The sequence below is a fragment of the Pseudomonas sp. MCal1 genome (assembly GCF_026341415.1).
Classification (GTDB): Bacteria; Pseudomonadota; Gammaproteobacteria; order Pseudomonadales; family Pseudomonadaceae; genus Aquipseudomonas.
Genome location: NZ_JAKUMP010000002.1, coordinates 101,158 through 126,318 on the forward strand (window position 1 = coordinate 101,158; position 25,161 = coordinate 126,318).

The 25,161-nt window shown below is 60.5% G+C and carries 20 protein-coding genes; 6 read left to right on the top strand and 14 right to left on the bottom strand.

The features are described 5' to 3' along the window. The first annotated feature begins 269 nt into the window (after window positions 1-269). The 4 genes from nirB to cobA are packed head-to-tail and all read left to right on the top strand — an operon-like array spanning window position 270 to window position 6,516. Window positions 270-2,723 (top strand): nitrite reductase large subunit NirB, encoded by a 2,454-nt coding sequence (gene nirB, locus MKZ87_RS03625; RefSeq protein ID WP_085703556.1) that lies wholly within the window; start codon window positions 270-272, stop codon window positions 2,721-2,723. Beyond that, the gene (gene nirD, locus MKZ87_RS03630; RefSeq protein ID WP_007951992.1) at window positions 2,720-3,037 is read left to right on the top strand and encodes a nitrite reductase small subunit NirD; all 318 of its coding nucleotides are present in this window, start codon (window positions 2,720-2,722) and stop codon (window positions 3,035-3,037) included. The genes nirB and nirD overlap by 4 nt, the downstream gene beginning before the upstream one ends. Further along, window positions 3,037-5,751 carry a molybdopterin-dependent oxidoreductase gene (locus MKZ87_RS03635; protein WP_266200296.1) on the top strand — a complete coding sequence of 905 codons (2,715 nt, stop codon included), beginning with the start codon at window positions 3,037-3,039 and terminating at the stop codon, window positions 5,749-5,751. The genes nirD and MKZ87_RS03635 overlap by 1 nt, the downstream gene beginning before the upstream one ends. Before the next feature lie 12 nt (window positions 5,752-5,763). Beyond that, a complete protein-coding gene (gene cobA / locus MKZ87_RS03640) occupies window positions 5,764-6,516 on the top strand; it encodes a uroporphyrinogen-III C-methyltransferase (RefSeq protein WP_266200297.1) in 753 nt (250 codons plus the stop codon). Between the two features lie 75 nt (window positions 6,517-6,591). Here the strand turns inward: cobA and MKZ87_RS03645 are convergent, their stop codons facing one another. From MKZ87_RS03645 to ppsA, 8 genes are all read right to left on the bottom strand, one after another. Further along, complete coding sequence (locus MKZ87_RS03645; RefSeq protein WP_085700243.1) at window positions 6,592-7,626, bottom strand: OmpA family protein; 1,035 nt, start codon at window positions 7,624-7,626, stop codon at window positions 6,592-6,594. A gap of 107 nt (window positions 7,627-7,733) precedes the next feature. Continuing rightward, window positions 7,734-8,324 carry an RNA polymerase sigma factor SigX gene (gene sigX / locus MKZ87_RS03650; protein WP_011333251.1) on the bottom strand — a complete coding sequence of 197 codons (591 nt, stop codon included), beginning with the start codon at window positions 8,322-8,324 and terminating at the stop codon, window positions 7,734-7,736. Between the two features lie 90 nt (window positions 8,325-8,414). Beyond that, a complete protein-coding gene (locus tag MKZ87_RS03655) occupies window positions 8,415-9,239 on the bottom strand; it encodes a mechanosensitive ion channel family protein (RefSeq protein ID WP_007951987.1) in 825 nt (274 codons plus the stop codon). A gap of 2 nt (window positions 9,240-9,241) precedes the next feature. Then, the gene (locus MKZ87_RS03660; protein WP_085700244.1) at window positions 9,242-9,490 is read right to left on the bottom strand and encodes a CrfX protein; all 249 of its coding nucleotides are present in this window, start codon (window positions 9,488-9,490) and stop codon (window positions 9,242-9,244) included. 63 nt (window positions 9,491-9,553) lie between these two features. Beyond that, on the bottom strand, window positions 9,554-10,549 hold the full coding sequence (locus MKZ87_RS03665) for a zinc transporter ZntB (protein WP_085700245.1): 996 nt from the start codon (window positions 10,547-10,549) through the stop codon (window positions 9,554-9,556). Between the two features lie 24 nt (window positions 10,550-10,573). Continuing rightward, complete coding sequence (gene rraA / locus MKZ87_RS03670) at window positions 10,574-11,065, bottom strand: ribonuclease E activity regulator RraA (RefSeq protein ID WP_007951984.1); 492 nt, start codon at window positions 11,063-11,065, stop codon at window positions 10,574-10,576. A 226-nt stretch (window positions 11,066-11,291) separates the two neighbouring features. Continuing rightward, window positions 11,292-12,281: an alpha/beta fold hydrolase gene (locus tag MKZ87_RS03675; protein ID WP_085703549.1), complete on the bottom strand. Its 990-nt coding sequence runs from the start codon at window positions 12,279-12,281 to the stop codon at window positions 11,292-11,294. Between the two features lie 98 nt (window positions 12,282-12,379). Next, window positions 12,380-14,755, bottom strand: coding sequence for a phosphoenolpyruvate synthase (gene ppsA, locus MKZ87_RS03680; protein WP_085700247.1), 2,376 nt, complete (start codon window positions 14,753-14,755; stop codon window positions 12,380-12,382). A gap of 174 nt (window positions 14,756-14,929) precedes the next feature. Here ppsA and MKZ87_RS03685 point away from each other — a divergent pair, with 174 nt between their 5' ends. Next, window positions 14,930-15,748: a pyruvate, water dikinase regulatory protein gene (locus tag MKZ87_RS03685; protein ID WP_011333245.1), complete on the top strand. Its 819-nt coding sequence runs from the start codon at window positions 14,930-14,932 to the stop codon at window positions 15,746-15,748. A 134-nt stretch (window positions 15,749-15,882) separates the two neighbouring features. On the opposite strand, the gene prpD is transcribed toward MKZ87_RS03685, so the two are convergent. From prpD to MKZ87_RS03715, 6 genes are all read right to left on the bottom strand, one after another. Beyond that, window positions 15,883-17,367 carry a 2-methylcitrate dehydratase gene (gene prpD / locus MKZ87_RS03690; RefSeq protein WP_085700248.1) on the bottom strand — a complete coding sequence of 495 codons (1,485 nt, stop codon included), beginning with the start codon at window positions 17,365-17,367 and terminating at the stop codon, window positions 15,883-15,885. Between the two features lie 118 nt (window positions 17,368-17,485). Continuing rightward, complete coding sequence (gene prpF / locus MKZ87_RS03695) at window positions 17,486-18,688, bottom strand: 2-methylaconitate cis-trans isomerase PrpF (protein WP_085703550.1); 1,203 nt, start codon at window positions 18,686-18,688, stop codon at window positions 17,486-17,488. A 54-nt stretch (window positions 18,689-18,742) separates the two neighbouring features. Beyond that, the gene (gene acnD / locus MKZ87_RS03700; RefSeq protein WP_085703551.1) at window positions 18,743-21,337 is read right to left on the bottom strand and encodes a Fe/S-dependent 2-methylisocitrate dehydratase AcnD; all 2,595 of its coding nucleotides are present in this window, start codon (window positions 21,335-21,337) and stop codon (window positions 18,743-18,745) included. Between the two features lie 202 nt (window positions 21,338-21,539). Then, the gene (gene prpC, locus MKZ87_RS03705; protein ID WP_085703552.1) at window positions 21,540-22,667 is read right to left on the bottom strand and encodes a bifunctional 2-methylcitrate synthase/citrate synthase; all 1,128 of its coding nucleotides are present in this window, start codon (window positions 22,665-22,667) and stop codon (window positions 21,540-21,542) included. A 43-nt stretch (window positions 22,668-22,710) separates the two neighbouring features. Continuing rightward, window positions 22,711-23,601 carry a methylisocitrate lyase gene (prpB, locus tag MKZ87_RS03710; protein ID WP_007951973.1) on the bottom strand — a complete coding sequence of 297 codons (891 nt, stop codon included), beginning with the start codon at window positions 23,599-23,601 and terminating at the stop codon, window positions 22,711-22,713. Beyond that, the gene (locus MKZ87_RS03715; protein WP_173892848.1) at window positions 23,598-24,320 is read right to left on the bottom strand and encodes a GntR family transcriptional regulator; all 723 of its coding nucleotides are present in this window, start codon (window positions 24,318-24,320) and stop codon (window positions 23,598-23,600) included. Before MKZ87_RS03715 ends, prpB begins: the two co-directional genes overlap by 4 nt. 301 nt (window positions 24,321-24,621) lie before the next feature. On the opposite strand from MKZ87_RS03715, the gene MKZ87_RS03720 reads away from it, so the two are divergent. Next, window positions 24,622-25,158 (top strand): ATP-dependent zinc protease, encoded by a 537-nt coding sequence (locus tag MKZ87_RS03720; RefSeq protein ID WP_085690221.1) that lies wholly within the window; start codon window positions 24,622-24,624, stop codon window positions 25,156-25,158. The last annotated feature ends 3 nt before the right edge of the window (window positions 25,159-25,161 follow it).

Below are 25,161 nucleotides of genomic sequence, written 5' to 3' on the forward strand. Positions count from 1 at the left end.
AAAAACCACAATGAACATCTGGCCAATTCCTGCATTACCCCAGTGAATTCGCGGCTTACCGCGACTTGGCACAGCCACTGCATTAACGTTTTCAACTGACATAAAAGCCCGACCTTCAACGACGAAGGCCGGGCTTCCCGAGAGAACGGGACAAGGACAAAGGCGTCCTCGCCAGGTAACTGGCGGGACGCCTTTTTTGTTTGCGCCATTTTTGTCGAGCAAGGCCTGACTGCCCACAGGAGGCAAGCCCGATGCTCCCGGAGAATCTGATGAAAAAACTCAAACTGGTGATGATCGGCAATGGCATGGCCGGGGTTCGTACCCTGGAAGAACTGCTCAAGCTCAGCAACGAGCTGTACGACATCACGGTCTTCGGCGCCGAACCGCACACCAACTACAACCGCATCCTGCTATCGCCGGTATTGGCCGGCGAACAGACCTTCGAAGAGATCGTGCTCAACGACCTCGACTGGTACCTGGAAAACGGCATCAAACTGCTGCTCAACCGCAAAGTGGTCGAGATCGACCGGGTCAAACGCCGGGTGATCGCCGAGGATGGCACTGAGGCCGAATACGACCGCCTGCTGATCGCCACTGGCTCGACCCCGTTCATCCTGCCGATCCCCGGCAACACCTTGCAGGGCGTGATCGGGTACCGCGACATCGCCGACACCCAGGCGATGATCGATACCGCCAAGACTCACAAACACGCCGTGGTGATCGGTGGCGGTTTGCTCGGCCTCGAAGCCGCCAACGGCCTGATGCTGCGCGGCATGCACGTCACCGTGGTGCACCTCGGTGAATGGCTGCTGGAGCGGCAACTGGACAAGACCAGCGGCCAGCTCCTGCAAACCGCCCTCGAATCCCGTGGCCTGCACTTTCGCCTGTGCGAACAGACCCAGGCCCTGCACGACGCCGGCAATGGTCGGGTCGGCTCGGTGCAATTCAAGAACGGCGACATCATTCCTGCCGATCTGGTCGTCATGGCCGCCGGCATTCGCCCCAACACCGAACTCGCGGAAAAGGCCGGCATCCCGTGCAATCGCGGGATTCTGGTCAACGACACCCTGCAAACCTACGACCCGCGCATCTATGCCATCGGCGAATGCGCCAGCCACCGTGGCATTGCCTACGGCCTGGTGGCGCCGCTGTTCGAACAGGCCAAGGTCTGCGCCAACCACTTGGCGCAACTGGGTTTCGCGCGCTATCAGGGCTCAGTGACGTCGACCAAGTTGAAAGTCACCGGCATCGACCTGTTTTCCGCCGGCGACTTCATGGGCGGCGAAGGCACCGAGACCATCACCCTCTCCGACCCGATCGGCGGGGTGTACAAAAAACTGGTGATCAAGGATGACGTGCTGGTCGGCGCGTGTCTGTACGGCGATACGGCAGATGGCGGTTGGTATTTCCGGCAGATTCGTGAGAATCACGCCATCGGCGAGATCCGCGATCACTTAATGTTCGGAGAAAACGCAATTGGCGACGTAGGACATCAGGGCCAGGACAAGGCCATGAGCATGGCCGACAACGCCGAAGTCTGCGGCTGCAACGGCGTGTGCAAGGGCACCATCGTCAAGGCGATTCAGGAGCACGGGCTGTTCAGCGTCGACGAAGTGAAGAAACACACCAAGGCCGCCAGCTCCTGTGGCTCTTGCGCCGGCCTGGTCGAGCAGATCCTGATCAACACCGTCGGCGGCGCGGCAGACGTCAAACCGAAAAGCGAAAAAGCCATCTGCGGTTGCAGCGATCTCAACCATGGCCAGATTCGCCAGGCCATTCGCGAACAGCATTTGCTGACCATCGCCGGCACCATGAGCTACCTCAACTGGCGCACGCCGAACGGTTGCGCCACTTGCCGGCCGGCCCTCAACTACTACCTGATTTCCACCTGGCCCGGCGAAGCCAAGGACGATCCGCAGTCGCGCCTGATCAACGAACGGGCCCACGCCAACATCCAGAAGGACGGCACCTACTCGGTGGTACCACGGATGTGGGGCGGCGTGACCAACCCGTCGGAACTGCGGCGGATCGCCGACGTGGCGGACAAATATCAGGTGCCGATGGTCAAGGTCACCGGCGGTCAGCGCATCGACTTGCTGGGGATCAAGAAGCAGGATCTGCCCGGCGTGTGGAAAGACCTCGACATGCCGTCGGGCCACGCCTACGGCAAATCGATCCGCACCGTGAAAACCTGCGTCGGCAGCGAGTTCTGCCGCTTCGGCACGCAGAATTCGACCCAGTTGGGCATCGATCTCGAACACGACCTGTTCAACATGTGGTCGCCGCACAAAGTGAAACTGGCGGTCTCCGGATGCCCACGCAACTGTTCGGAAGCGGGGATTAAAGACGTAGGAATCATCGGAGTCGATTCCGGCTGGGAGATGTACATCGGTGGCAACGGCGGGATCAAGACCGAAGTCGCCGAATTCTTCGTCAAGCTCAAGACTGCCGAGGAGGTCCGCGAATACAACGGCGCGTTCCTGCAGCTGTACCGCGAAGAAGCCTTCTACCTCGAACGCACCGTGCATTACCTGCAACGGGTCGGCATGGAGCACATCAAGAAAGCCGTGCTGGAAGATCCCGAGCGCCGCAAGGCCCTGAACGAGCGCCTGCAATTCTCCCTGTCGTTCGAACAGGACCCGTGGAAAGAACGCCTCGCCCAGCCGCAACTTAAGAAAGAATTCGACGTGATCCCTGTGAAAAACCTGGAGGTGCCGGCATGAACTGGCTCGATATCTGTGCCCTGGAAGAGATCAACGCCCTCGGTTCGCGGATCATCGCCGGGCCCAAAGGTGACATTGCGATCTTTCGTACAAGCGACGACGAAGTCTTCGCACTCGATGACCGCTGCCCGCACAAGGGCGGCCCATTGTCCCAAGGCCTGATTTACGGCAAGCGCGTGGCCTGCCCACTGCATAACTGGCAGATCGATCTGCAATCCGGCGAAGCCCAGGCGCCGGACGTCGGTTGCGCACATCATCACCCGGCCCGGGTGGAAAACGGCCGCGTGCAACTGGCCCTGCGGGACGCCGTCTGATGAACCGCCAGACGACCGCCTCGACCTGCTGCTATTGCGGGGTCGGCTGCGGCGTGCTGATCGAGCATGACGGCGAGCACATCCTCGGCGTCAGCGGCGATCCGGCGCACCCGGCCAACTTCGGCAAACTGTGCAGCAAAGGCTCGACCCTGCACCTGACCGGTGATCTTGCGGCCCGGGCTTTGTACCCGGAATTGCGCCTGGGCAAAGGCCTGGCGCGCAGCCGCTGCGACTGGGACACCGCGCTGGACCATGCCACCCAGGTCTTCGCCGAAACCATCGCCGAACACGGCCCGGACAGCGTGGCGTTCTACATCTCCGGGCAGTTGCTGACCGAGGACTACTACGCCTTCAACAAACTGGCGCGGGCGCTGGTCGGTACCAACAACATCGACAGCAATTCGCGGCTGTGCATGTCTTCGGCGGTGGTCGGCTACAAGCGCAGCCTCGGCGCCGACGCCCCACCGTGCAGCTATGAAGACCTGGAATCGAGCGATTGCGTGGTGATCGTCGGCAGTAACATGGCCTACGCTCATCCGGTACTTTTTCGCCGCCTCGAAGAAGCCAAGTCCCACCGCCCTCACATGAAAGTCGTCGTCATCGACCCTCGACGCACCGACACCTGCGATCTGGCCGACCTGCATCTGGCGATTCTGCCGGGCACCGATGTCGCCTTGTTCCATGGGATTTTGCATCTACTGTTGTGGGAAGACTGGATCGACCGTGACTTCATCAAGGCCCACACCGAAGGACTCGCCGGGCTGAAAAGTCTGGTGCGCGATTACACCCCGGCCATGGTTTCGCAGCTGTGCGGGATCAGTGCCGAGCAGTTGCAGCAATGCGCCGAATGGATCGGCACCGCGCCGAGTTTTCTCTCGCTGTGGTGCATGGGCCTGAACCAGTCCACCGCCGGCAGCGCGAAGAACAGTGCGCTGATCAACCTGCACCTGGCCACCGGGCAGATCGGCCGACCGGGGGCAGGACCTTTCTCTTTGACCGGTCAGCCGAATGCCATGGGCGGGCGGGAAACCGGCAGTCTCTCCAACCTGTTGCCAGGTCATCGCGAAGTAGCTAATCCGGAGCACCGCGCCGAAGTGGCGGCGTATTGGGGTGTGGATAAGCTGCCGGAAAACACCGGGCTCAGCGCCATCGAACTGTTTGAACAAGTGCGCAGCGGCCGGATCAAGGCGCTGTGGATCGCCTGCACCAACCCCGCGCAATCGATGCCGGACCAGAACGCCGTGCGCGCCGCGCTGGAAGCTTGTCCGTTCGTGGTATTGCAGGAAGCGTTTCGTACCACCGAAACCGCGGCGTTTGCCGACCTGCTGTTGCCGGCGGCCAGTTGGGGCGAGAAGGAAGGTTCGGTGACCAACTCTGAACGGCGGATTTCCCACGTTCGCAAAGCCATTGCCGCACCGGGTGAAGCGCGTCCGGACTGGGCGATCACGGTAGATTTCGCACAACGCCTGGAGAAACGTCTGCGCCCGCAACAACCGGGGCTGTTTGCCTTCGAGCAATCGGCGCAGCTGTTTGACGAGTACAAACAACTGACCCGGGGGCGCGATCTGGATTTGTCCGGGATCAGCCACGGATTGATTGATGAGCTGGGGCCACAGCAATGGCCCTTCCCCGCTGGCGCCCGCCAGGGTACGGCCCGGTTGTATGGCGACGGGATCTTTCCTACGCCGAACGGGCGCGCGCAATTCGTTGCCGATCCCTATCGCGCCGCCAAGGAACAACGCGACGCGCGCTTTCCCCTGACCCTGATCACCGGCCGCCTGCGTGATCAATGGCACGGTATGAGCCGCACGGGTACGGCGGCGCAGTTGTTCGGCCATGTCAGCGAAGCGGTGTTGGGGCTGCACCCGGACGAGTTGCGCCGCCACCGCTTGCAGTCGGGGGATTTGGTGAATCTGAAAAGTCGTCGGGGCGCGGTGATCGTGGCGGTCGCCAGCGATGACAGCGTACGTCCGGGCCAGGCGTTCCTGCCGATGCACTGGGGCGATCGTTTCCTCAAGGGCGGCGTGAACAGCCTGACCCTGCCGGCTTTTGATCCTTTGTCGAAACAACCGGAACTCAAGCACAGCGGTGTGCGGCTGGACCCGGTGGAGTTGCCATGGCAACTGTTCGCACTGATCGAGGGCGATGTTCAACGGCACTTCGAGGCGCTTCGACCGCTCTGTGAGGCTTTTTCCTACACAAGTATCAGCCTTGTCGGACGTGAACGGCCTGCGTTGTTGATACGTGCAGCCAGCGTTATGGCGCCAGAGCCGCAATTGCTGCATGAAATCGACCAATGCCTGGCCCTGATCGAGGGGCCGGTGCTGGCTTATGACGATCCACGCCGTGCCATCGGCAAGCGGGTACGCATCGAAAACGGGCGAATCACTGCGATTCGCCTCGCTGGCGAAACCCTCGCTCAGCACTGGTTGCAAGGCCTGTGGCTGGAGGGTCGCGCCGACGAACAACTGCGGCGCTGGCTGCTGGCACCGATGAGTGCACCGCCGGGCAATGCCGGCACGCCGGTTGTGGCGGACAAGACCCTGTGCAATTGCAAGAACGTCAGCCACAGCGCGGTCTGCGCCGGTATTGGTGAAGGTCTGGATCTGCAGGGTTTGAAAAACAAGTTGGGATGCGGCACGCAATGCGGTTCCTGCGTCCCGGAAATCAAGCGTTTGCTGGCCGCCGAAGTGCGTCCGGTCGCCGTCATTTAAAGAGGAAACACCATGAGCGCGAAAGTCTGGTTGGTGGGCGCAGGTCCCGGTGATCCTGAGCTGCTGACGCTTAAAGCAGTGCGTGCCTTGCGCGAAGCCGAGGTGGTGCTGATCGACGATCTGGTCAATGAGGCGGTACTTGAGCACTGCCCTGCTGCGCGAATCATTGCGGTCGGCAAACGCGGCGGCTGCCGCTCAACGCCCCAAGCGTTCATCCATCGGCTGATGCTGCGTTACGCCCGTCAGGGCAAATGCGTGGTGCGACTCAAGGGCGGCGATCCGTGCATTTTCGGGCGTGGAGGTGAAGAAGCGCAGTGGTTGCGTGAGCGCGGGGTCGAGGTGGAGTTGGCCAATGGCATCACCGCCGGGCTGGCGGGCGCGACCCAATGTGATATTCCGCTGACGTTGCGCGGCGTGGCCCGGGGCGTGACGCTGGTCACCGCTCACACCCAGGACGACAGCCAGTTGAACTGGCGGGCGCTGGCGCAAGGCGGAACGACGCTGGTGATTTACATGGGGGTGGCGAAGCTCGGCGAGATTCGCGAGCAGCTCTTGGCGGGGGGGATGGCGACGGATACGCCAGTGGCGATGATCGAGAATGCCTCGTTGCCGGAACAACGCGAATGCCGTAGCGACCTGGCAGCCATGGAAAACGATGCCCTTGATTTCCGGCTCAGGAGCCCTGCGATTCTGGTCATAGGCGCCGTCGCAGCCGCTGCGACCCAGGTCGATTCGATTGACTGGGCAGCCGAACGCCTGGCCTGACAATCCCCGGTTTACCCAAATCGCAGGCAAAGAAAAGCCCGGCATAAGCCGGGCTTTTCTCGCAGCGGCAGCTAATTACTTAGCTTGAGCTTCAACCTGCGCTTCTACGCGACGGTTAACAGCACGGCCAGCTTCAGTTTTGTTGTCAGCAACTGGGCGGGATTCGCCGTAGCCGATCGACTGAATGCGGGACGATTCAACACCGTACTGGTTGGTCAGAACTTGCTTAACGGCGTTTGCACGACGCTCGGACAGTTTCTGGTTGTAAGCGTCAGGACCGACGGAGTCAGTGTGACCTTCAACAGTAGTGGTGGTGGATGGGTACTGCTTCATGAAGTCAGCCAGGTTTTTGATGTCGCCGTAGCTGTTTGGCTTCACAACCGACTTGTCGAAGTCGAACTTCACGTCCAGCTCAACACGAACAACTTCAGCAACTGCCGGGCAGCCATCAGCGTCAACAGTTACGTTGGCTGGGGTGTCTGGGCACTTGTCAACGTTGTCGCATACGCCGTCGTTGTCGCTGTCGGAGCAGACTTCAGCCGGAGCTGGAACTGGAGCAGCAGCTGGCTTGGAGCCGCCACCGAAGTTCACACCGATACCGACGCTAGGAGCCCACTCGGTGTCGCCCTGGTCGATGTTGTATTGAGCTTCAACGCCAGCACGGGCGTAGAAGTTCTCGGTGAAGTACAGCTTGGCACCGCCGCCAACGTTGGCGAAGGTAGAACGGTTACGACCGCCAGTGCCGTTCTGGCCGATGCTCTGATCGGAGAAACCAGCCGATACGTATGGACGCAGCATGTCGCCTGGGTTGTTGAAGTGGTACAGAGCGTCCAGAGCGGTGTTGGCGCCCTTGATGTTACGACCGTCGTCGGAACGCACGTTGTGCACTTCGTCGTAGCCCAGACGCAGTTCAACGTCGTCGGTCAGGAAGTAACCGATCGAGCCGCCGAACAGGTTGCCGTTGTTCTTGAAGTTACGAGCGCTGTCGAATTGTTCTTTCTTTGCGAAGCCTTCGATTTCAACTGCGCCTTGGCCTTGTGCCAGAGCGCCGAAAGAAGTGGCGGCAATCAAAGAACCAATGGCCAAGCCCAAGGTGTTTTTCAGTTTCATCCGTTAAATCCCCATCTGGTGATTGTGAAGCAGTCCCGCAAACCGGGGGACAACTCGGCGGCAAGTCTATCAGAACTTGCCTACACGTAAGAGATATTTGCGCCGAACTAAGTTTCAGCAATGCCTGCAAATTTCTCACGCAATTTATCAAGAGCACGTTTGTAACGCATTTTTGTCGCACTCAAACCCATGTGCATGATGTCTGCGATCTCCTGGAACTCCAGCTCTGCGACAAATCGTAGCACCAGAATTTCCCGATCAATCGGGTTCACATACACCAGCCAGCGATCCAGTCCACCCTTTTCCTCGGGTTTTGGCGCCTTTTCTTCAGACGCTTCCTCAAGGGGGTCAAGACTCAGTGCGTCCATCAAGCGACGCTTTCGCCGTTCCTTCCGATACTGTGTGATGCATTCGTTGTACGTGATGCTGTAGAGCCATGTCTTGAACTTTGATTTCCCCTCGAAGTTCTTCAGGCCGTACAGCACCTTAAGCATCACTTCCTGACAGACATCGTCTGCATCGCGATCGTTCCCAAGATATCGTGCACAGACGTTAAATAATGTCCGCTGGTAACGCCGCATCAGTTCTTCATAGGCGCGCGTCACGTGAAACAGCTCGGTATGCGAGCGCGCGACCAACTCCTCGTCAGAGAGCTCGCGGGGGTCGTAGCGCGTGGATAGCGTTTGGGCTTTATTCAAAACAAGTCGTGCCGACAGTCAGGTCAATGTCCACCGCAGCCAGCATCAGCTGGCATTTTGCGGCGGCATACATTAGCAGGGTTTGCCGGGTTAGCGGCTACTCACATGCTGCTCCAGCAGGATCCGATTCGAGAGAGAGACTAGCTCACCCTCATCGGTCAGCAATGTGGTCTTAACCGTGCCGATCTCTTCGATCTGGCCTTCGACCTCGCCAATACGCACTTGTTGCCCAACCTGATACAACTCACGCACATAGATTCCCGCAAGAATCTGACCGGCAATTTCCCGGCTTCCCAAACCCATGGCCAAGGCAACAGCCAGACCAACGGTAATCAATACGATGACGATCACATGGTTCAGCAGGTCGGTCTTGACCTCCAGCTGACTGATCGCGACCGAAATGCTGATGATGATCACCAGGCCCTGGGCGATTCGCCCAAGTCCTGAAGCGTAGTCCAGGCCTACGCCTTCTGCCGCCCCGCGAACCAGGCCATTGGCCAGTTGCGCGAGCAGGACGCCCACCAGCAACACCAGCGCGGCACCGAATACTTTCGGCAAATACAGCGCGAGCATGTCAAGCGTAGCTGAAACTCGCTCAAGTCCAAGGGATTCTGCTGCCGATACCAGGAAAATCAGCAGAACGAACCAATAGACGATCTTGCCGATCAGGGTCGAGATCGGCACTTGCAGCCCCGCGCGGGACATCAATTTTGTCAGGCCGGTGCCGCCCATCAGGCGATCGAGACCCAGTTTGGCCAGCAATTTGGACAGCAAGGTGTCCAGCAGCTTGGCTACGACAAAACCCAACAGCAGCACAACCAGTGCGCCGAACAGGTTCGGAATGAAATTAGCGACTTTGGTCCACAACGCAGTCATTGCAGTGACGAGGCTCTGAGTCCAGAGATCAAGTTCCATATTCAATCAGCCTTATCAGCAGTGCGAGCGGTAGGTTTACGGAGACGGGAGACCGGCGCGACATGGGCCGAGCCGTTGTTCAGGGCGATCATCAGCGCGGGCAGCCAGCGGCCCAGCAGGCTGAACAGATCGCCGGCGCCCACCTGGCGGTTGGCGGTTTTGAGTACGCGGCCCAGGCAGGCATCGTCGTCGCGGCCGGACGGCGAGGCGTTGAGCATGTCGCGCAAAGACTGTTCAAACGGATCGTGCATACGCACCTCTCGTGATGTCTGTGAAAGACGCGGGCAAATTTGGTCGGGTCACATGGCGCATCTTCATACCCAGCGCAAACGGCGGAACAACCACCATTGTCCGAGGGCCAGGGCGAGCACTGTCAGGCAGGCGATCAGGAAACCATAAGGGCTGCTCGAGAACGGAATGCCGCCAACGTTGATGCCCAGCAGACCGGTCAGAAAACTCATCGGCAGAAAGATGCAGGTGATGATCCCGAAGCGGTACATGGTGCGGTTCATGCGCACGCTCAAGCGCCGGTCTTCGGCGTCCAGCACAAGCCCCACGCGCTCTCGGGTCAATTCGAGCTCTTCGAGATAACGGGTCAGGCTGTTGTTCAATTCGTTCCAGTAGTCGGCATCGTCATCGACGAACCACGGCAGTTTTATCCTTGTCAGCTGTCCGAAAATATCCCGCTGCGGTGCCAGAAAACGCTTGAGTCCGGCGGCCCTGCGACGGATGTGCAAAATGGCGCCATGCTCGGGGGTATACCGTTCGTCGGCATCCAGTTTTTCTTCCTCTTCATCGACCACTTCAGAGAGGCAAGTCACCAGATCCTGCACCTTGTTGGTGAGGAGTTGCGCCAGATACAGCATCAGTTCGGACGAAGTTTTCGGCCCCTTGCCCTCGCCCAACATCACCAGCAACTCGTCGGTGGCTCGCAGCGGACGCAATCGCAGGGAAATCACTCGCTGGGCCGAAGCGAAAATGCGCACCGACACCATGTCTTCCGGCTCGGCGCCCGGGTTGAGATTGACCCCGCGCAAAAACAGCAGCAGCTCGGAATCCGGCAACGGCAACAGACGTGGACGAGTATTTTCTTCCAGCAATAGATCGCAAGCGAACTCGTTGAGCCCACTGGATTTGCGCAGCCAGGTCTGGGTCTGCGGGTGACTGCGATCCCAGTGCAGCCACAGGCTTTCATGAGCCTGCAACTGCAGATCGTCGAGATCAGTCCGGGCTATCGAACGCGCACCGCCTTTACCGTCCAGCACCAGGGCATGCACCAGCCCCCACTGCGCGTTTTCTTCCTCGAACATCCTCACCCCTATGGTTACCGCGATTTATTCAGGCATTTTCAGCGGACTTGGCGAGATGATCACGCCATTGTTGTCCGCATAGATGTACTGGCCGGGATGGAAAGTGACACCCGCAAACGTCACCGGCACGTTGAGGTCGCCGATACCGCGCTTGTCCGTTTTCATTGGGTGACTGGCCAGGGCCTGCACGCCAAGATCGGTCTGGGCGATGACGTCGACGTCACGGATGCAGCCGTAGATGACCAGCCCTTCCCACCCGTTTTTCGAGGCTTTCTCGGCGAGCATGTCGCCCAGCAATGCACGGCGCAGTGAACCGCCACCATCCACCACCAGCACCTTGCCATTACCCTTGAGTTCGACCTGCTCCTTGACCAGCGAATTGTCTTCGAAGCACTTGATGGTCACGATCTCGCCGCCGAACGAATCACGGCCGCCGAAATTGCTGAACATCGGGTCCAGCACCTGAACCAGCTCCGGATAGGCGTCGCACAGGTCAGGCGTAAGGTAATGGTTCATCGAATAACTCCTGTAACAAGGAAGACGATCAAGGATGTCGCACACTTCTGAGACGAGTTCCGGCGGTCGCTGTTTACCTTAGCCCATGTCATGGTCACTGAACGAACCTGAACACAAGCTGAAACGGAATAGCAAAACAGTCACCAAATATGACCAGAACCGTCCAGCGCGTCATATCTTAGCCGCAAGCCGACCCGAACGAAATGCCCTTTTCAGGGCGCCGCACTCAGACCGCTGCCGCCAGATCCGGCTTCTCACCGAGCAACGACGTGTGCTGATCCGCCAGCCAACGCGCCACCAGCGGCCAGACTTCAGCCTGCGCCGCCTTGCTCACCAGCATTTCGACATGCCCGAACTGATCATTGAAACCCTGCTCACGGCCCAGGTTGATGAACTGCTTGTGCTCGGAGCCGATCTGCTCGAACAGCTTGCGGCACGCCCAGGCCGGATCCTGGTGATCGCCTGCCGCGCTCACCGCCAACACCGGAACCCGCACATCGGCAAGACCTGCCCACCAATCCTTGTCCTTGTCGCCGAAACGACCGAACAGGCCGTACCAGCGCATGCTTTCCAGCGCCAGACCGATCGGTTCGTCTTCCGGGCCGCGCTTGAGCCGCGAGCCTGACAATTGGGCAAAACGCTTGAGAATGAAGCGCCCACCCCATTCCACCGGCGGAATCTTCAGCGGCCAGTATGTGCGGCTGACCTGGGTGCCGAAAAACGCCGCCGACGCCACCGCAGGCTCACCCAGGTATTCGCCGCCCAGTGCGGCGGCCAACGTGATGCCCCCCAGCGAGTGGCCGATCCAGTGCGGAATCTGCCCGCTCTGCTCACGCACAAACGCGGCAATCGCCGGCAGATCGTAACGGGCATAGTCGGCGACGCGGTTGCGGCGGTAGTCCTCGTTACGCCGGGACAAACCGTGACCGCGCATTTCCGGGATCCACACATCGAATCCCAGACGCGTCAGATACGCGCCCAGGCCCAGGCCCTTCGGCGAAAACCAGAAGCGCCGGTTGGAAAAACTGCCGTGCAGCAAGATCACCGGCACGCCGCGCGATGCCGGCTCATCGGCCATGCCGAGACGGGTCACTGCGATTTCCACGGACCAGTCAGGGCTGTTGCCCGGTTTCAAACGGTAAACGTCTTCGCTCAGATCACCGCGTCGTTCGGCGCTGATCAGGGCGACAGGAAATAGGTTGCTGCTGCTTTGCATGATGCTCTTGCACAAAAAAGGGCGGCATCCGGAGAGCTCGCCCTACTTCAATCTTAAAGCCCCGCCCCGGTTCACCGGGCCGAGGCTTCATTCACGGCTTATTCCGCCGCCTGGCCTTCGGCAAGGAAGAACCAGGTTTCCAGCACGGTGTCCGGGTTCAGCGACACGCTTTCGATGCCCTGCTCCATCAGCCACTTGGCGAGGTCCGGGTGGTCCGAAGGGCCCTGACCGCAGATGCCGATGTACTTGCCGGCCTTGTTGCACGCGGCAATTGCGTTGGCCAACAGCTTCTTGACCGCCGGATTACGCTCGTCGAACAGGTGCGCGATGATCCCGGAGTCGCGGTCCAGACCCAGCGTCAGCTGAGTCAGGTCGTTGGAGCCGATCGAGAAACCGTCGAAGAATTCGAGGAATTCTTCAGCCAGGATCGCGTTGGATGGCAGTTCGCACATCATGATCACGCGCAGACCGTTGTCGCCACGGGCCAGGCCGTTTTCGGCGAGCAGATCCACCACCTGGCTGGCTTCGCCGAGGGTACGGACGAACGGCACCATGATTTCGACGTTGGTCAGGCCCATCTCGTTGCGCACGCGCTTCAGCGCACGGCACTCGAGTTCGAAGCAGTCACGGAACGATTCGCTGATGTAACGCGAAGCGCCACGGAAGCCCAGCATCGGGTTTTCTTCTTCCGGCTCGTACAGTTTGCCGCCGATCAGGTTGGCGTATTCGTTGGACTTGAAGTCCGACAGACGCACGATGACCTTCTTCGGTGCGAACGCAGCAGCCAGGGTGCTGATGCCCTCAACCAGTTTTTCGACGTAGAAGCCGACCGGATCGTCGTAACCGGCGATGCGTTTGTCGACGCTTTCCTTGATGTCCTGCGGCAGGCCGTCGTAGTTCAGCAGCGCTTTCGGGTGGACGCCGATCATGCGGTTGATGATGAATTCCAGGCGGGCCAGGCCCACACCGGCGTTCGGCAGTTGCGCGAAGTCGAAGGCGCGGTCCGGGTTGCCGACGTTCATCATGATCTTGAACGGCAGCTCCGGCATGGCGTCCACGGAGTTCTTCTTGACGTCGAAGCCCAGTTCGCCTTCGAAGATGTAACCGGTGTCGCCTTCGGCGCAGGACACGGTCACGCCCTGGCCATCCTTCAGCAGTTGGGTGGCGTTGCCGCAACCGACCACTGCCGGAATACCCAGCTCACGGGCGATGATCGCCGCGTGGCAGGTACGGCCGCCACGGTTGGTCACGATAGCGCTGGCGCGCTTCATTACCGGTTCCCAGTCCGGGTCGGTCATGTCGGAGACCAGCACGTCACCCGGCTGGACCTTGTCCATCTCGGAGACGTCCTTGATGATCCGTACCTTGCCCGCGCCGATGCGCTGACCGATGGCACGGCCTTCAACCAATACGGTGCCGGTTTCTTTCAGCAGGTAACGTTCCATGACGTTGGCCTGGGTGCGGCTTTTCACGGTTTCCGGACGGGCCTGCACGATGTAGAGCTTGCCGTCGTCACCGTCCTTGGCCCACTCGATGTCCATCGGGCAGCCATAGTGCTTCTCGATGATCATCGCCTGCTTGGCCAGCTCGCTGACTTCAGCGTCGGTCAGGCAGAAACGTGCGCGATCGGTCTTGTCGACTTCAACGGTTTTCACAGAACGACCGGCCTTGGCCTCGTCGCCGTAGATCATCTTGATGGCTTTGCTGCCCAGGTTGCGACGCAGGATCGCCGGACGACCGGCAGCCAGCGTGCCCTTGTGGACATAGAATTCGTCCGGGTTCACCGCGCCTTGTACGACGGTTTCGCCCAGACCGTAGGCGCCGGTGATGAACACTACGTCACGGAAGCCGGATTCGGTATCGAGGGTGAACATCACGCCGGCGGTGCCGGTTTCCGAACGCACCATGCGCTGCACGCCGGCCGACAGGGCGACCAGCTTGTGGTCGAAGCCCTGGTGCACGCGGTAGGAAATGGCACGGTCGTTGAAAAGGGAGGCGAACACTTCCTTGGCCGCGCGGATGACGTTGTCAACGCCACGGATGTTCAGGAAGGTTTCCTGCTGACCGGCGAACGAAGCGTCCGGCAAGTCTTCGGCGGTGGCGGAGGAACGCACGGCCACGGCCACATCAGGATTACCGGCCGACAGCGCGGCGAACGCGGTGCGGATCTCGGTGTTCAGTTTTTCAGGGAATTCGGCCTCCATGATCCATTGGCGGATCTGGGCGCCGGTCTTGGCCAGGGCATTGACGTCATCGACGTCCAGCGCATCGAGGGCCTTGTGGATCTGATCGTTCAGACCGCTCAGTTCCAGGAAGTCGCGATAGGCTTGCGCCGTGGTGGCGAAGCCGCCGGGGACCGAAACACCGGCACCGGCCAGGTTACTGATCATCTCGCCCAGGGATGCGTTCTTGCCCCCCACATGCTCAACATCGTGTTTGCCGAGCTTATCGAGGGAAACTACGTACTCTACCAAGGTGATCTCTCCACTAACTGTGTTGGAAAAGCTCAGAAACCGGCGGCTCGGGGGAGCGTTGGCCGGCTGTATGGCCTGGACCTGGAAAATAAGTGAGAATGCGGGCCGATGGCGGCCGGCAAATCGCGCCTATCATATCCAGAAATGCTCATTAGCTTAAGGCCCAAGGTGCAAATGAAACGATCTGCTTTCTTTATCTCCGATGGCACCGGTATCACCGCCGAAACCCTGGGTCAAAGCCTTCTGGCGCAGTTCGAAAACATTACCTTCAGCAAATTCACGCGGCCGTACATCGACAGCGTTGAAAAAGCGCGGGCCATGGTACAACAAATCAACAAAGCCGCTGAAACCGACGGTTTCCGGCCGATCATCTTCGACACCATCGTCAATCAGGACATCCGTGAGATTCTCGCAACCTCCAATGGTTTCATGATCGACATCTTCTCGACGTTCCTCGCCCCGCTCGAGCAGGAATTGACCGAGCATTCTTCCTACACCGTCGGCAAATCCCACTCCATCGGCCATAACTCCAACTACATGGAGCGGATCGAGGCGGTGAACTTCGCCCTCGACAACGACGATGGCGCCCGTACGCACTATTACGACAAGGCCGATCTGATACTAGTGGGCGTGTCGCGTTGTGGTAAGACGCCGACGTGCCTGTACATGGCGATGCAGTTCGGCATCCGCGCGGCCAACTACCCGCTGACCGAAGACGACATGGAACGCCTGCAACTGCCGGCCGCCCTGCGCGCCCACCAGCACAAGCTGTTCGGCCTGACCATCGACCCGGACCGCCTCACCGCGATCCGCAACGAACGCAAGCCCAACAGCCGTTATTCGAGCTACGCCCAGTGCGAGTTCGAAGTCCGCGAGGTGGAAAACCTGTTCCGCCGCGAGAACATTCCGCACATCAACTCCACGCATTTTTCGGTGGAAGAAATCTCCGCGAAGATCCTCGTGGAAAAAGGCGTGGAGCGGCGTTTCAAATAGATTTGTAGCGCCCTTGCAGCCGCCATCGCTGGCAAGCCAGCTCCCACAGGGTTTTGTGGTGTACGCAGATTTTGCATTCACAACAAAACCCTGTGGGAGCGTGGCTTGCCCGCGAAGAACGATCACGCAGTCCCTCAGATAACAAACAAATCGACAAACCGGTTCACCGGCGTGGCTTCAAGCCGCGCCTGATCCTTGCACAGCGCCACAATCTCCCCGCTGCGCTGCCCGGTGAACCGGGTGGCCAGATTTGCCCTGAACTTGTCCTCCAGCAATGGGATACCCTCGGCGCGGCGCCGGCGATGCCCGATCGGGTATTCCACCACCACGTTTTCCGTGCTCGAACCGTCCTTGAAAAACACCTGCACCGCATTGGCAATCGAGCGTTTGTCGGCTTCGAGGTATTCGCGGGTGAAACGCGGATCCTCGACGATGACCATTTTCTCGCGCAGCACGTCGATGACCGGATGGGCCTTGTGGAAATCATCCTCGTAGTGCTCGGCCACCAGATTGCCGAACGCCAGCGGCACAGCGGTCATGTACTGGAGACAGTGATCACGGTCGGCGGCGTTGGCCAACGGCCCGACCTTGGAAATGATGCGGATCGCCGATTCGTGGGTGGTGATGACGATCCGGTCGATTTCATGCAGACGATTGCGCACTTGCGGGTGCAGGGCCACGGCGGCTTCGCAGGCGGTTTGCGCGTGGAATTCGGCGGGGAAACTGATCTTGAACAAAACGTTTTCCATCACGTAACTGCCGAACGGCCGCGAGAAGCTGAAGGCGCGTTTGTCTTCGGGCTTGAGCGCCAGATCGTTGTTGGTGTGGCTGAAGAGAACGTCGTAAAAGCCCCATTGTCTGGCAGTCAAGACGCCGGGAATCCCCATTTCGCCACGCATCGCGATATCCGCCAGCCGCACGCCCCGGCTCGATGCATCCCCTGCCGCCCAGGATTTTCGCGAGCCGGCGTTCGGCGCATGGCGGTAAGTACGCAATGCCTGACCATCGGCGAACGCATGGGACAACGCGGATAACAGCTGCTCACGGTTGGCGCCCATCAGTTTGGCGGTCACGGCAGTCGAGGCGACTTTCACCAGAATGACGTGATCGAGTCCTACGCGGTTGAAGGAGTTTTCCAGGGCAATCACGCCCTGAATCTCGTGGGCCATGATCATCGCTTCGAGCACATCGCGCACCGTCAGCGGCGCCTCGCCATTGGCCAGACGCTTTTGCGACAGGTGATCGGCCACCGCGAGAATCCCGCCGAGATTGTCCGACGGATGACCCCATTCAGCGGCGAGCCAGGTGTCGTTGTAATCGAGCCAGCGCACGATGCAGCCGATGTCCCACGCGGCTTTCACCGGGTCGAGGCGGTAGGACGTGCCAGGCACTCGGGCGCCGAACGGCACGACGGTGCCTTCGACGATGGGGCCAAGGTGTTTGGTGCATTCAGGGAAACGCAGGGCCAGCAGGCCGCAGCCCAGGGTGTCCATCAGGCAGTTGCGGGCGGTGTCGAGGGCTTCGGCGGATTCGATTTTACAGGTGAGGACGTAATCGGCGATGTCCTGCAGGACACGGTCGTAGTCGGGACGGTTGTTCAGGTCGACGTTGGCGCTCATGTTCGATTCACTCTTCAAAGTGGTTCGTTGATGGGACCTCGGTTCAGGGCTAATTTTTCTTGTTATTTAAATGCGCAAAGCGCTGAGAGCGATCAGGCTCGCTCTCAGCGAATGTTCGTCAGAACGAATCCCCAGGCACGCGGACGTAACCTTCCATCAGGACGCGCGCACTACGGCTCATGATCGCTTTCTTCACGATCCATTCACCGTTTTCCAGACTGGCCTCAGCCCCGACGCGCAACGTTCCGGACGGATGCCCGAACCGCACCGCATTCCGCTCAATACCGCCCGCCGCGAGGTTTACCAAGGTGCCGGAAATGGCCGCGGCGGTACCAATCGCCACCGCCGCCGTGCCCATCATCGCGTGGTGCAGCTTGCCCATCGACAACGCCCGCACCAGCAAATCCACATCACCGGCGCCAATCGTCTTGCCACTGGACGCCACGTAATCCGCAGGCTTGGCCACGAAAGCCACCTTAGGCGTGTGCTGACGCTTGGCCGCTTCATCCAGATTGGAAATCAGCCCCATGCGCAAAGCACCGTAAGCGCGAATGGTCTCGAACATCTGCAACGCTTTCGGGTCGCTGTTGATCGCGCTCTGCAATTCGGTCCCGGTGTAACCAATATCTTCAGCGTTGACGAAGATCGTCGGGATACCCGCGTTGATCATCGTCGCCTTGAGCGTGCCGACGCCCGGCACTTCCAGCTCATCGATCAGGTTGCCGGTGGGGAACATCGAGCCACCGCCGCCCTCTTCTTCCGCCGCCGGGTCCAGGAATTCGACCTGGACTTCGGCCGCCGGAAAGGTCACGCCGTCGAGTTCGAAATCACCGGTTTCCTGGACTTCGCCATTGGTGATCGGCACGTGGGCAATGATGGTTTTGCCGATATTGGCCTGCCACACGCGAACCACCGCCACGCCGTTGTGCGGAATGCGGCTGGCGTCCACCAGGCCATTGCTGATGGCGAACGAACCGACCGCTGCCGACAGGTTGCCGCAGTTGCCGCTCCAGTCCACGAACGGCTTGTCGATGGACACCTGACCGAACAGGTAATCGACGTCGTGATCGGCCTTGATGCTTTTCGACAGGATCACGGTTTTGCTGGTGCTGGAAGTGGCGCCGCCCATGCCGTCGATCTGTTTGTCGTAGGGGTCGGGGCTGCCGATTACCCGCAGCAACAGGGCATCGCGGGTCGGGCCGGGAATTTGCGCCGCTTCAGGCAGGTCGGTGAGGCTGAAAAACACGCCTTTGCTGGTGCCGCCACGCATGTAGGTAGCGGGGATTTTGATCTGCGGTGCGAACTTAGCTGCGTGAGCCATGGTGCTCCTTATCCGCAAACGCGGGTCTACTGACCCGCGCTCGCACTAACTGATTTAAACGGCAACCGCCGACTCTTCGAGGAAGTCCTGAGCGAAGCGCTGCAATACGCCGCCGGCCTCGTAGATCGACACTTCTTCGGCGGTGTCGAGGCGGCAGGTCACCGGTACGTCGACGCGCTCGCCGTTCTTGCGATGGATCACCAGCGTCAGGTCGGCGCGAGGGGTGCGCTCGCCGATCACGTCGTAGGTTTCGCTGCCGTCGATACCCAGGGTCTTGCGGTCGGTGCCCGGTTTGAATTCCAGCGGCAACACGCCCATGCCCACCAGGTTGGTGCGGTGAATGCGCTCGAAACCTTCGGCGACAATCGCTTCCACACCCGCCAGACGCACGCCTTTGGCCGCCCAGTCGCGGGATGAACCCTGGCCGTAGTCGGCGCCGGCGATGATGATCAGCGGCTGCTTGCGTTCCATGTAGGTTTCGATGGCTTCCCACATGCGCATCACTTTGCCTTCCGGCTCAACGCGCGCCAGCGAACCCTGCTTGACCTTGCCGTTTTCCACGACCATTTCGTTGAACAGTTTCGGGTTGGCGAAGGTCGCACGCTGCGCGGTCAAGTGGTCGCCACGGTGGGTCGCGTAGGAGTTGAAGTCCTCTTCCGGCAGGCCCATTTTCGCCAGGTACTCACCGGCGGCGCTGTCGAGCATGATCGCGTTCGACGGCGACAGGTGATCGGTGGTGATGTTGTCCGGCAGCACCGCCAGCGGGCGCATGCCCTTGAGCGGCCGCGCCCCGGCCAGCGCACCTTCCCAGTACGGAGGACGGCGGATGTAGGTGCTCATTTCGCGCCAGTCGTACAGCGGCGTGACTTTCGGGCCGGTGTCTTCATGGACGGCGAACATCGGAATGTAGACCTGACGGAACTGCTCAGGCTTGACCGAAGATTTCACCACCGCGTCGATTTCTTCGTCGCTCGGCCAGATGTCTTTCAGGCGGATTTCCTTGCCGTCGACCACGCCGAGCACGTCTTTTTCGATGTCGAAACGGATGGTCCCGGCAATCGCGTAGGCCACCACCAGCGGCGGCGAAGCGAGGAACGCCTGCTTGGCGTACGGGTGAATCCGCCCGTCGAAGTTGCGGTTGCCGGACAGCACAGCGGTGGCGTACAGATCGCGGTCGATGATTTCTTGTTGAATCACCGGATCCAGCGCCCCGGACATGCCGTTGCAGGTTGTGCAGGCAAACGCGACGACGCCGAAACCGAGCTGCTCCAGCTCCGTGGTCAGCCCTGCTTCATCGAGGTACAGCGCCACGGTTTTCGAACCCGGCGCCAGCGACGACTTGACCCACGGCTTGCGGGTCAGCCCGAGCTTGTTGGCATTGCGCGCCAGCAGGCCGGCGGCAATCACGTTGCGCGGGTTGCTGGTGTTGGTGCAACTGGTGATGGCAGCGATGATCACTGCGCCGTCGGGCATTTGCCCCGGCACGTCTTCCCACTGGCCGGCGATACCTTTGGCCGCCAGATCCGACACCGCCACACGGGCGTGCGGGTTGCTCGGGCCGGCCATGTTGCGCACCACAGAAGACAGATCGAAGGTCAGGCCGCGCTCGTATTGCGCACCTTTCAGGCTGTCGGCCCACAGACCGATCTGATTGGCGTACTGCTCGACCAGTTGCACTTGCTGGTCTTCACGACCGGTGAGTTTCAGGTAATCGATGGTCTGCTGGTCGATGTAGAACATCGCCGCCGTAGCGCCGTATTCCGGAGCCATGTTGGAGATGGTGGCGCGATCGCCTAGGGTCAACGCGCTAGCACCTTCACCGAAGAACTCCAGCCATGCGCCGACCACTTTCTGTTTGCGCAGGTACTCGGTCAGCGCCAGTACCATGTCGGTGGCGGTGATACCCGGTTGCAGCTTGCCGGTCAGTTCGACGCCGACGCTTTCCGGCAGGCGCATCCATGACGCGCGGCCAAGCATCACGCTCTCGGCTTCAAGCCCACCGACGCCGATGGCAATCACGCCCAGGGCATCGACGTGCGGGGTGTGGCTGTCGGTGCCGACGCAGGTGTCCGGGAATGCCACGCCGTCGCGCACCTGGATCACCGGGGACATTTTCTCCAGGTTGATCTGGTGCATGATGCCGTTACCCGGCGGGATCACGTCGACGTTTTTGAACGCCTTCCTGGTCCAGTTGATGAAGTGGAATCGGTCTTCGTTGCGACGGTCTTCGATGGCGCGGTTTTTCTCGAACGCCTGCTTGTCAAAACCGCCCGCCTCCACCGCCAGCGAGTGGTCGACGATCAATTGCGTCGGCACCACCGGGTTGACCTGCGCCGGGTCGCCGCCCTGCTGGGCAATCGCGTCGCGCAGGCCGGCCAGATCCACCAGCGCGGTCTGGCCGAGAATGTCGTGGCACACCACGCGGGCCGGGAACCACGGGAAGTCGAGGTCGCGTTTGCGCTCGATCAGTTGTTTCAGGGAATCGGTGAGCGTGGCCGGGTCGCAGCGACGCACGAGGTTTTCCGCCAGCACGCGGGAGGTGTACGGCAGGGTGTCGTAGCTGCCGGGCTGGATCGCATCGACAGCCGCACGGACGTCGAAAAAGTCCAGCGGCGTGCCGGGCAGGTTCTTGCGAAATTCTGTGTTCATCGGTCAGGACTCGGTCACGGTGATAACAAAAAGGTGGGGCCTGGCACGGGTCTCAAGATTCACACAGCCCCTTGTGGGAGCGAGCTTGCTCGCGAAAGCGGACTGACATTCAACACTGATGTCGACTGATGTACCGCAATCGCGAGCAAGCTCGCTCCCACAGGGTGTATCGGTGTTCTCAAGCTCCAGGTCAGCCCACCATTCAGCGACGTTCGATTGGCACGAACTTGCGCTGTTCGACGCCTACATACTCGGCGCTTGGACGGATGATGCGGTTGTTGGCGCGCTGTTCGAACACGTGCGCCGCCCAGCCGGTCAGGCGCGAGCAGACGAAGATCGGGGTGAACAGCTTGGTCGGGATGCCCATGAAGTGGTACGCCGAGGCATGGTAGAAGTCGGCGTTGGGGAACAGTTTCTTCTGCTCCCACATGGTCTTGTCGATGGCTTCGGAAACGGGGAACAACACCTTGTCGCCCACTTCGTCGGCGAGTTTTTTCGACCAGCCCTTGATCACCTCGTTGCGCGGATCGCTGTCCTTATAGATCGCGTGGCCGAAGCCCATGATCTTGTCCTTGCGCTCGAGCATGCCGAGGGTGCCTTTGATCGCCTCTTCCGGCGACGAGAAGCGCTCGATCATTTCCATCGCCGCTTCGTTGGCGCCGCCGTGCAGCGGGCCGCGCAGCGAGCCGATGGCTGCCGTGATGCACGAGTACAGATCGGACAGGGTCGAAGCACACACCCGAGCGGTGAAGGTCGAGGCGTTGAATTCGTGCTCGGCGTAGAGGATCAGCGACACGTTCATCACTTTGACGTGCAGTTCACTCGGTTTCTTGTCGTGCAGCAGGTGCAGGAAGTGGCCGCCGATGGACGGCTCGTCCGTCACGCAATTGATGCGTTTGCCGTCGTGGCTGAAGCGATACCAGTAGCACATGATCGCCGGGAACGCGGCCAGCAGGCGGTCGGTCTTGTCGCGTTGCTCGGAGAAGTCTTTCTCCGGTTCGATGTTGCCCAGGAACGAGCAACCGGTACGCATCACGTCCATCGGGTGGGCGTCGGCGGGGATGCGTTCCAGCACTTCTTTCAGCGCTTGCGGCAGGTCGCGCAGCTTGCTCAGTTTGCCTTGATAGTCGGCGAGTTGTGCCTGGGTCGGCAGCTCTCCGTAGAGCAGCAGGTACGCCACTTCTTCAAATTGTGCGTCTGCCGCCAGTTCGCGCACGTCATAGCCGCGATAGGTCAGCCCGGCACCGGCCTGGCCCACGGTGGACAGTGCGGTTTGCCCGGCAACCTGGCCCCGGAGCCCGGCGCCACTGAGTACTTTTGCTTCAGCCATTGTTGTCTCCAATCTTGAATTTATTAGGGAGTACAGTTGCGGCTTACTTCTTCGCCGCAAACAACGCGTCGAGCTTCTGCTCGAAGGTGTGGTAATCGATGCGATCGTAAAGCTCCATGCGAGTCTGCATGGTGTCGATGACATTCTGCTGAGTGCCGTCGCGGCGGATCGCGGTGTAGACGTTTTCCGCAGCCTTGTTCATCGCGCGGAACGCCGACAGCGGGTACAGCACCAGCGACACATCTGCTCCCGCAAGCTGCTCGGTGGTGTACAGCGGCGTCGAGCCGAATTCGGTGATGTTTGCCAGGATCGGCGCTTTCACGCGGCTGGCGAACAGCTTGTACATCTCCAGTTCAGTGATGGCTTCCGGGAAGATCATGTCGGCGCCGGCCTCGATGCACGCGGCAGCGCGATCCAGTGCCGATTCCAGACCTTCAACGGCCAACGCGTCGGTGCGGGCCATGATCACGAAGCTGTCGTCGGTGCGAGCATCGACGGCGGCCTTGATGCGGTCGACCATTTCCTGCTGGGTCACGATCTCTTTATTGGGGCGGTGGCCGCAGCGCTTGGCGCCGACCTGGTCTTCGATGTGAATCGCCGCCGCGCCGAACTTGATCATCGACTTCACGGTGCGGGCCACGTTGAACGCCGAGGCGCCGAAACCGGTGTCCACGTCTACCAGCAGCGGCAGGTCGCAGACATCGGTGATGCGGCGCACGTCGGTCAGTACGTCATCCAGGCCGGTGATGCCCAGGTCCGGTACGCCGAGGGAGCCGGCAGCCACCCCGCCACCCGACAGGTAAATCGCCTTGAAACCGGCGCGCTTGGCCAGCAGCGCGTGGTTGGCGTTGATCGCCCCGACCACTTGCAGCGGATGTTCGCTGGCGACCGCATCGCGGAAACGCTGGCCTGGAGTGCTCTTGTTGGAACTCATGACTCACCTCGTTCAGTGGCTGTCTTGTTGTCGGCGCCGTCCTGGTAGTGACGGGCGATGTTGCGTTTCGAGGCGCCGATGTGACGGCGCATCAACAATTCCGCGAGCTCGCCGTCACGGTCGGCGATGGCATCGAGAATCCGGTGGTGTTCGGCAAAGGCCTGGCGCGGGCGGTTGGGCGTGGTGGAAAACTGGATGCGGTACATGCGCACCAGCTGGTAGAGCTCGCCGCAGAGCATTTGCGTGAGGGTGCGGTTGCCGCTGCCCTGGATGATCCGGTAGTGGAAGTCGAAGTCGCCTTCCTGCTGGTAGTAACCGACGCCGGCCTGAAACGCCGCGTCGCGCTCATGGGTTTCCAGCACCCGGCGCAGTTCGTCGATTTCTTCGACGCTCATGCGTTCGGCCGCCAGACGGCAGGCCATGCCTTCGAGGGATTCGCGGATTTCGTAGAGTTCGAGCAATTCGGCATGGCTGAGCGACACCACCCGCGCACCGACGTGCGGTACGCGCACCAGCAGACGCTGGCCTTCCAGACGATGGATCGCTTCGCGCAGCGGCCCACGGCTGATGCCATAGGTGCGCGCCAGTTCCGGCTCGGAGATCTTGCTGCCCGGAGCGATCTCACCTTTGACGATGGCCGCCTGAATGCGCCGGAAGACGTTTTCCGAGAGCGTCTCGGAGTCGTCGCCATTGATCACCGGGGGATCGAGTTGATCCAGCATATTGTCGACACCTTCAAATCCAATGCGGCAAAAACTAGCGAATCAACCCGCATCAGTCAAAGGATAAATCGAGATTGTCGACAATCGTCTAACAAGCCTTCAAATCAACCCCAAGGGTTATAGACCGGTCCCGACGCTGGCGCCATAAAACCACCGTGCTAGAATGCCGCCCGCATTTGCGAGTCATTTGCACGGCTTGTCATAAAAAGCTGATAGGCACACGAAGGCGCATGGGCAGACAGGATTACCTGATGCCATGGCCCTGAACCGAGAAACGGAACGCTGCTCGCCAGGATTTATGAGACTCAAGCCCTTCCCCACATTCTTTGCATTGTTTTGCCTGCCCGGCCTTGCTGCGGCGGGGGAAAAGACCGTGTACGGCCTCAACGAATACGCTGCCCTCGACGGGATCAACCTGGAAGTGGCGGCGAAACTCGACACCGGGGCGAAAACCGCCTCCCTGAGCGCCCGCGACATTAAACGCTTCAAGCGCAACGGCGAGTCCTGGGTACGTTTCTACCTGGCCATCGACGCCGCGCATTCGCACCCGATCGAACGGCCGCTGGCCCGGGTCAGCAAGATCAAGCGCCGCGCCGGCGACTACGACCCGGAAGAAGGCAAGAAGTACACCGCCCGCCCGGTGATCGAGCTGGACATCTGCATGGGTTCGGCAATGCGCAGCATCGAAGTGAACCTGACCGACCGTAGTGCGTTCCAATACCCGCTTTTGATTGGCTCCGAGGCGCTGAAACGCTTCGATGCGCTGGTCGATCCCAGTCTTAAATACGCTGCCGGCAAACCCGCCTGCACCATCGCCGCTCATACCGCCGAGTAATTT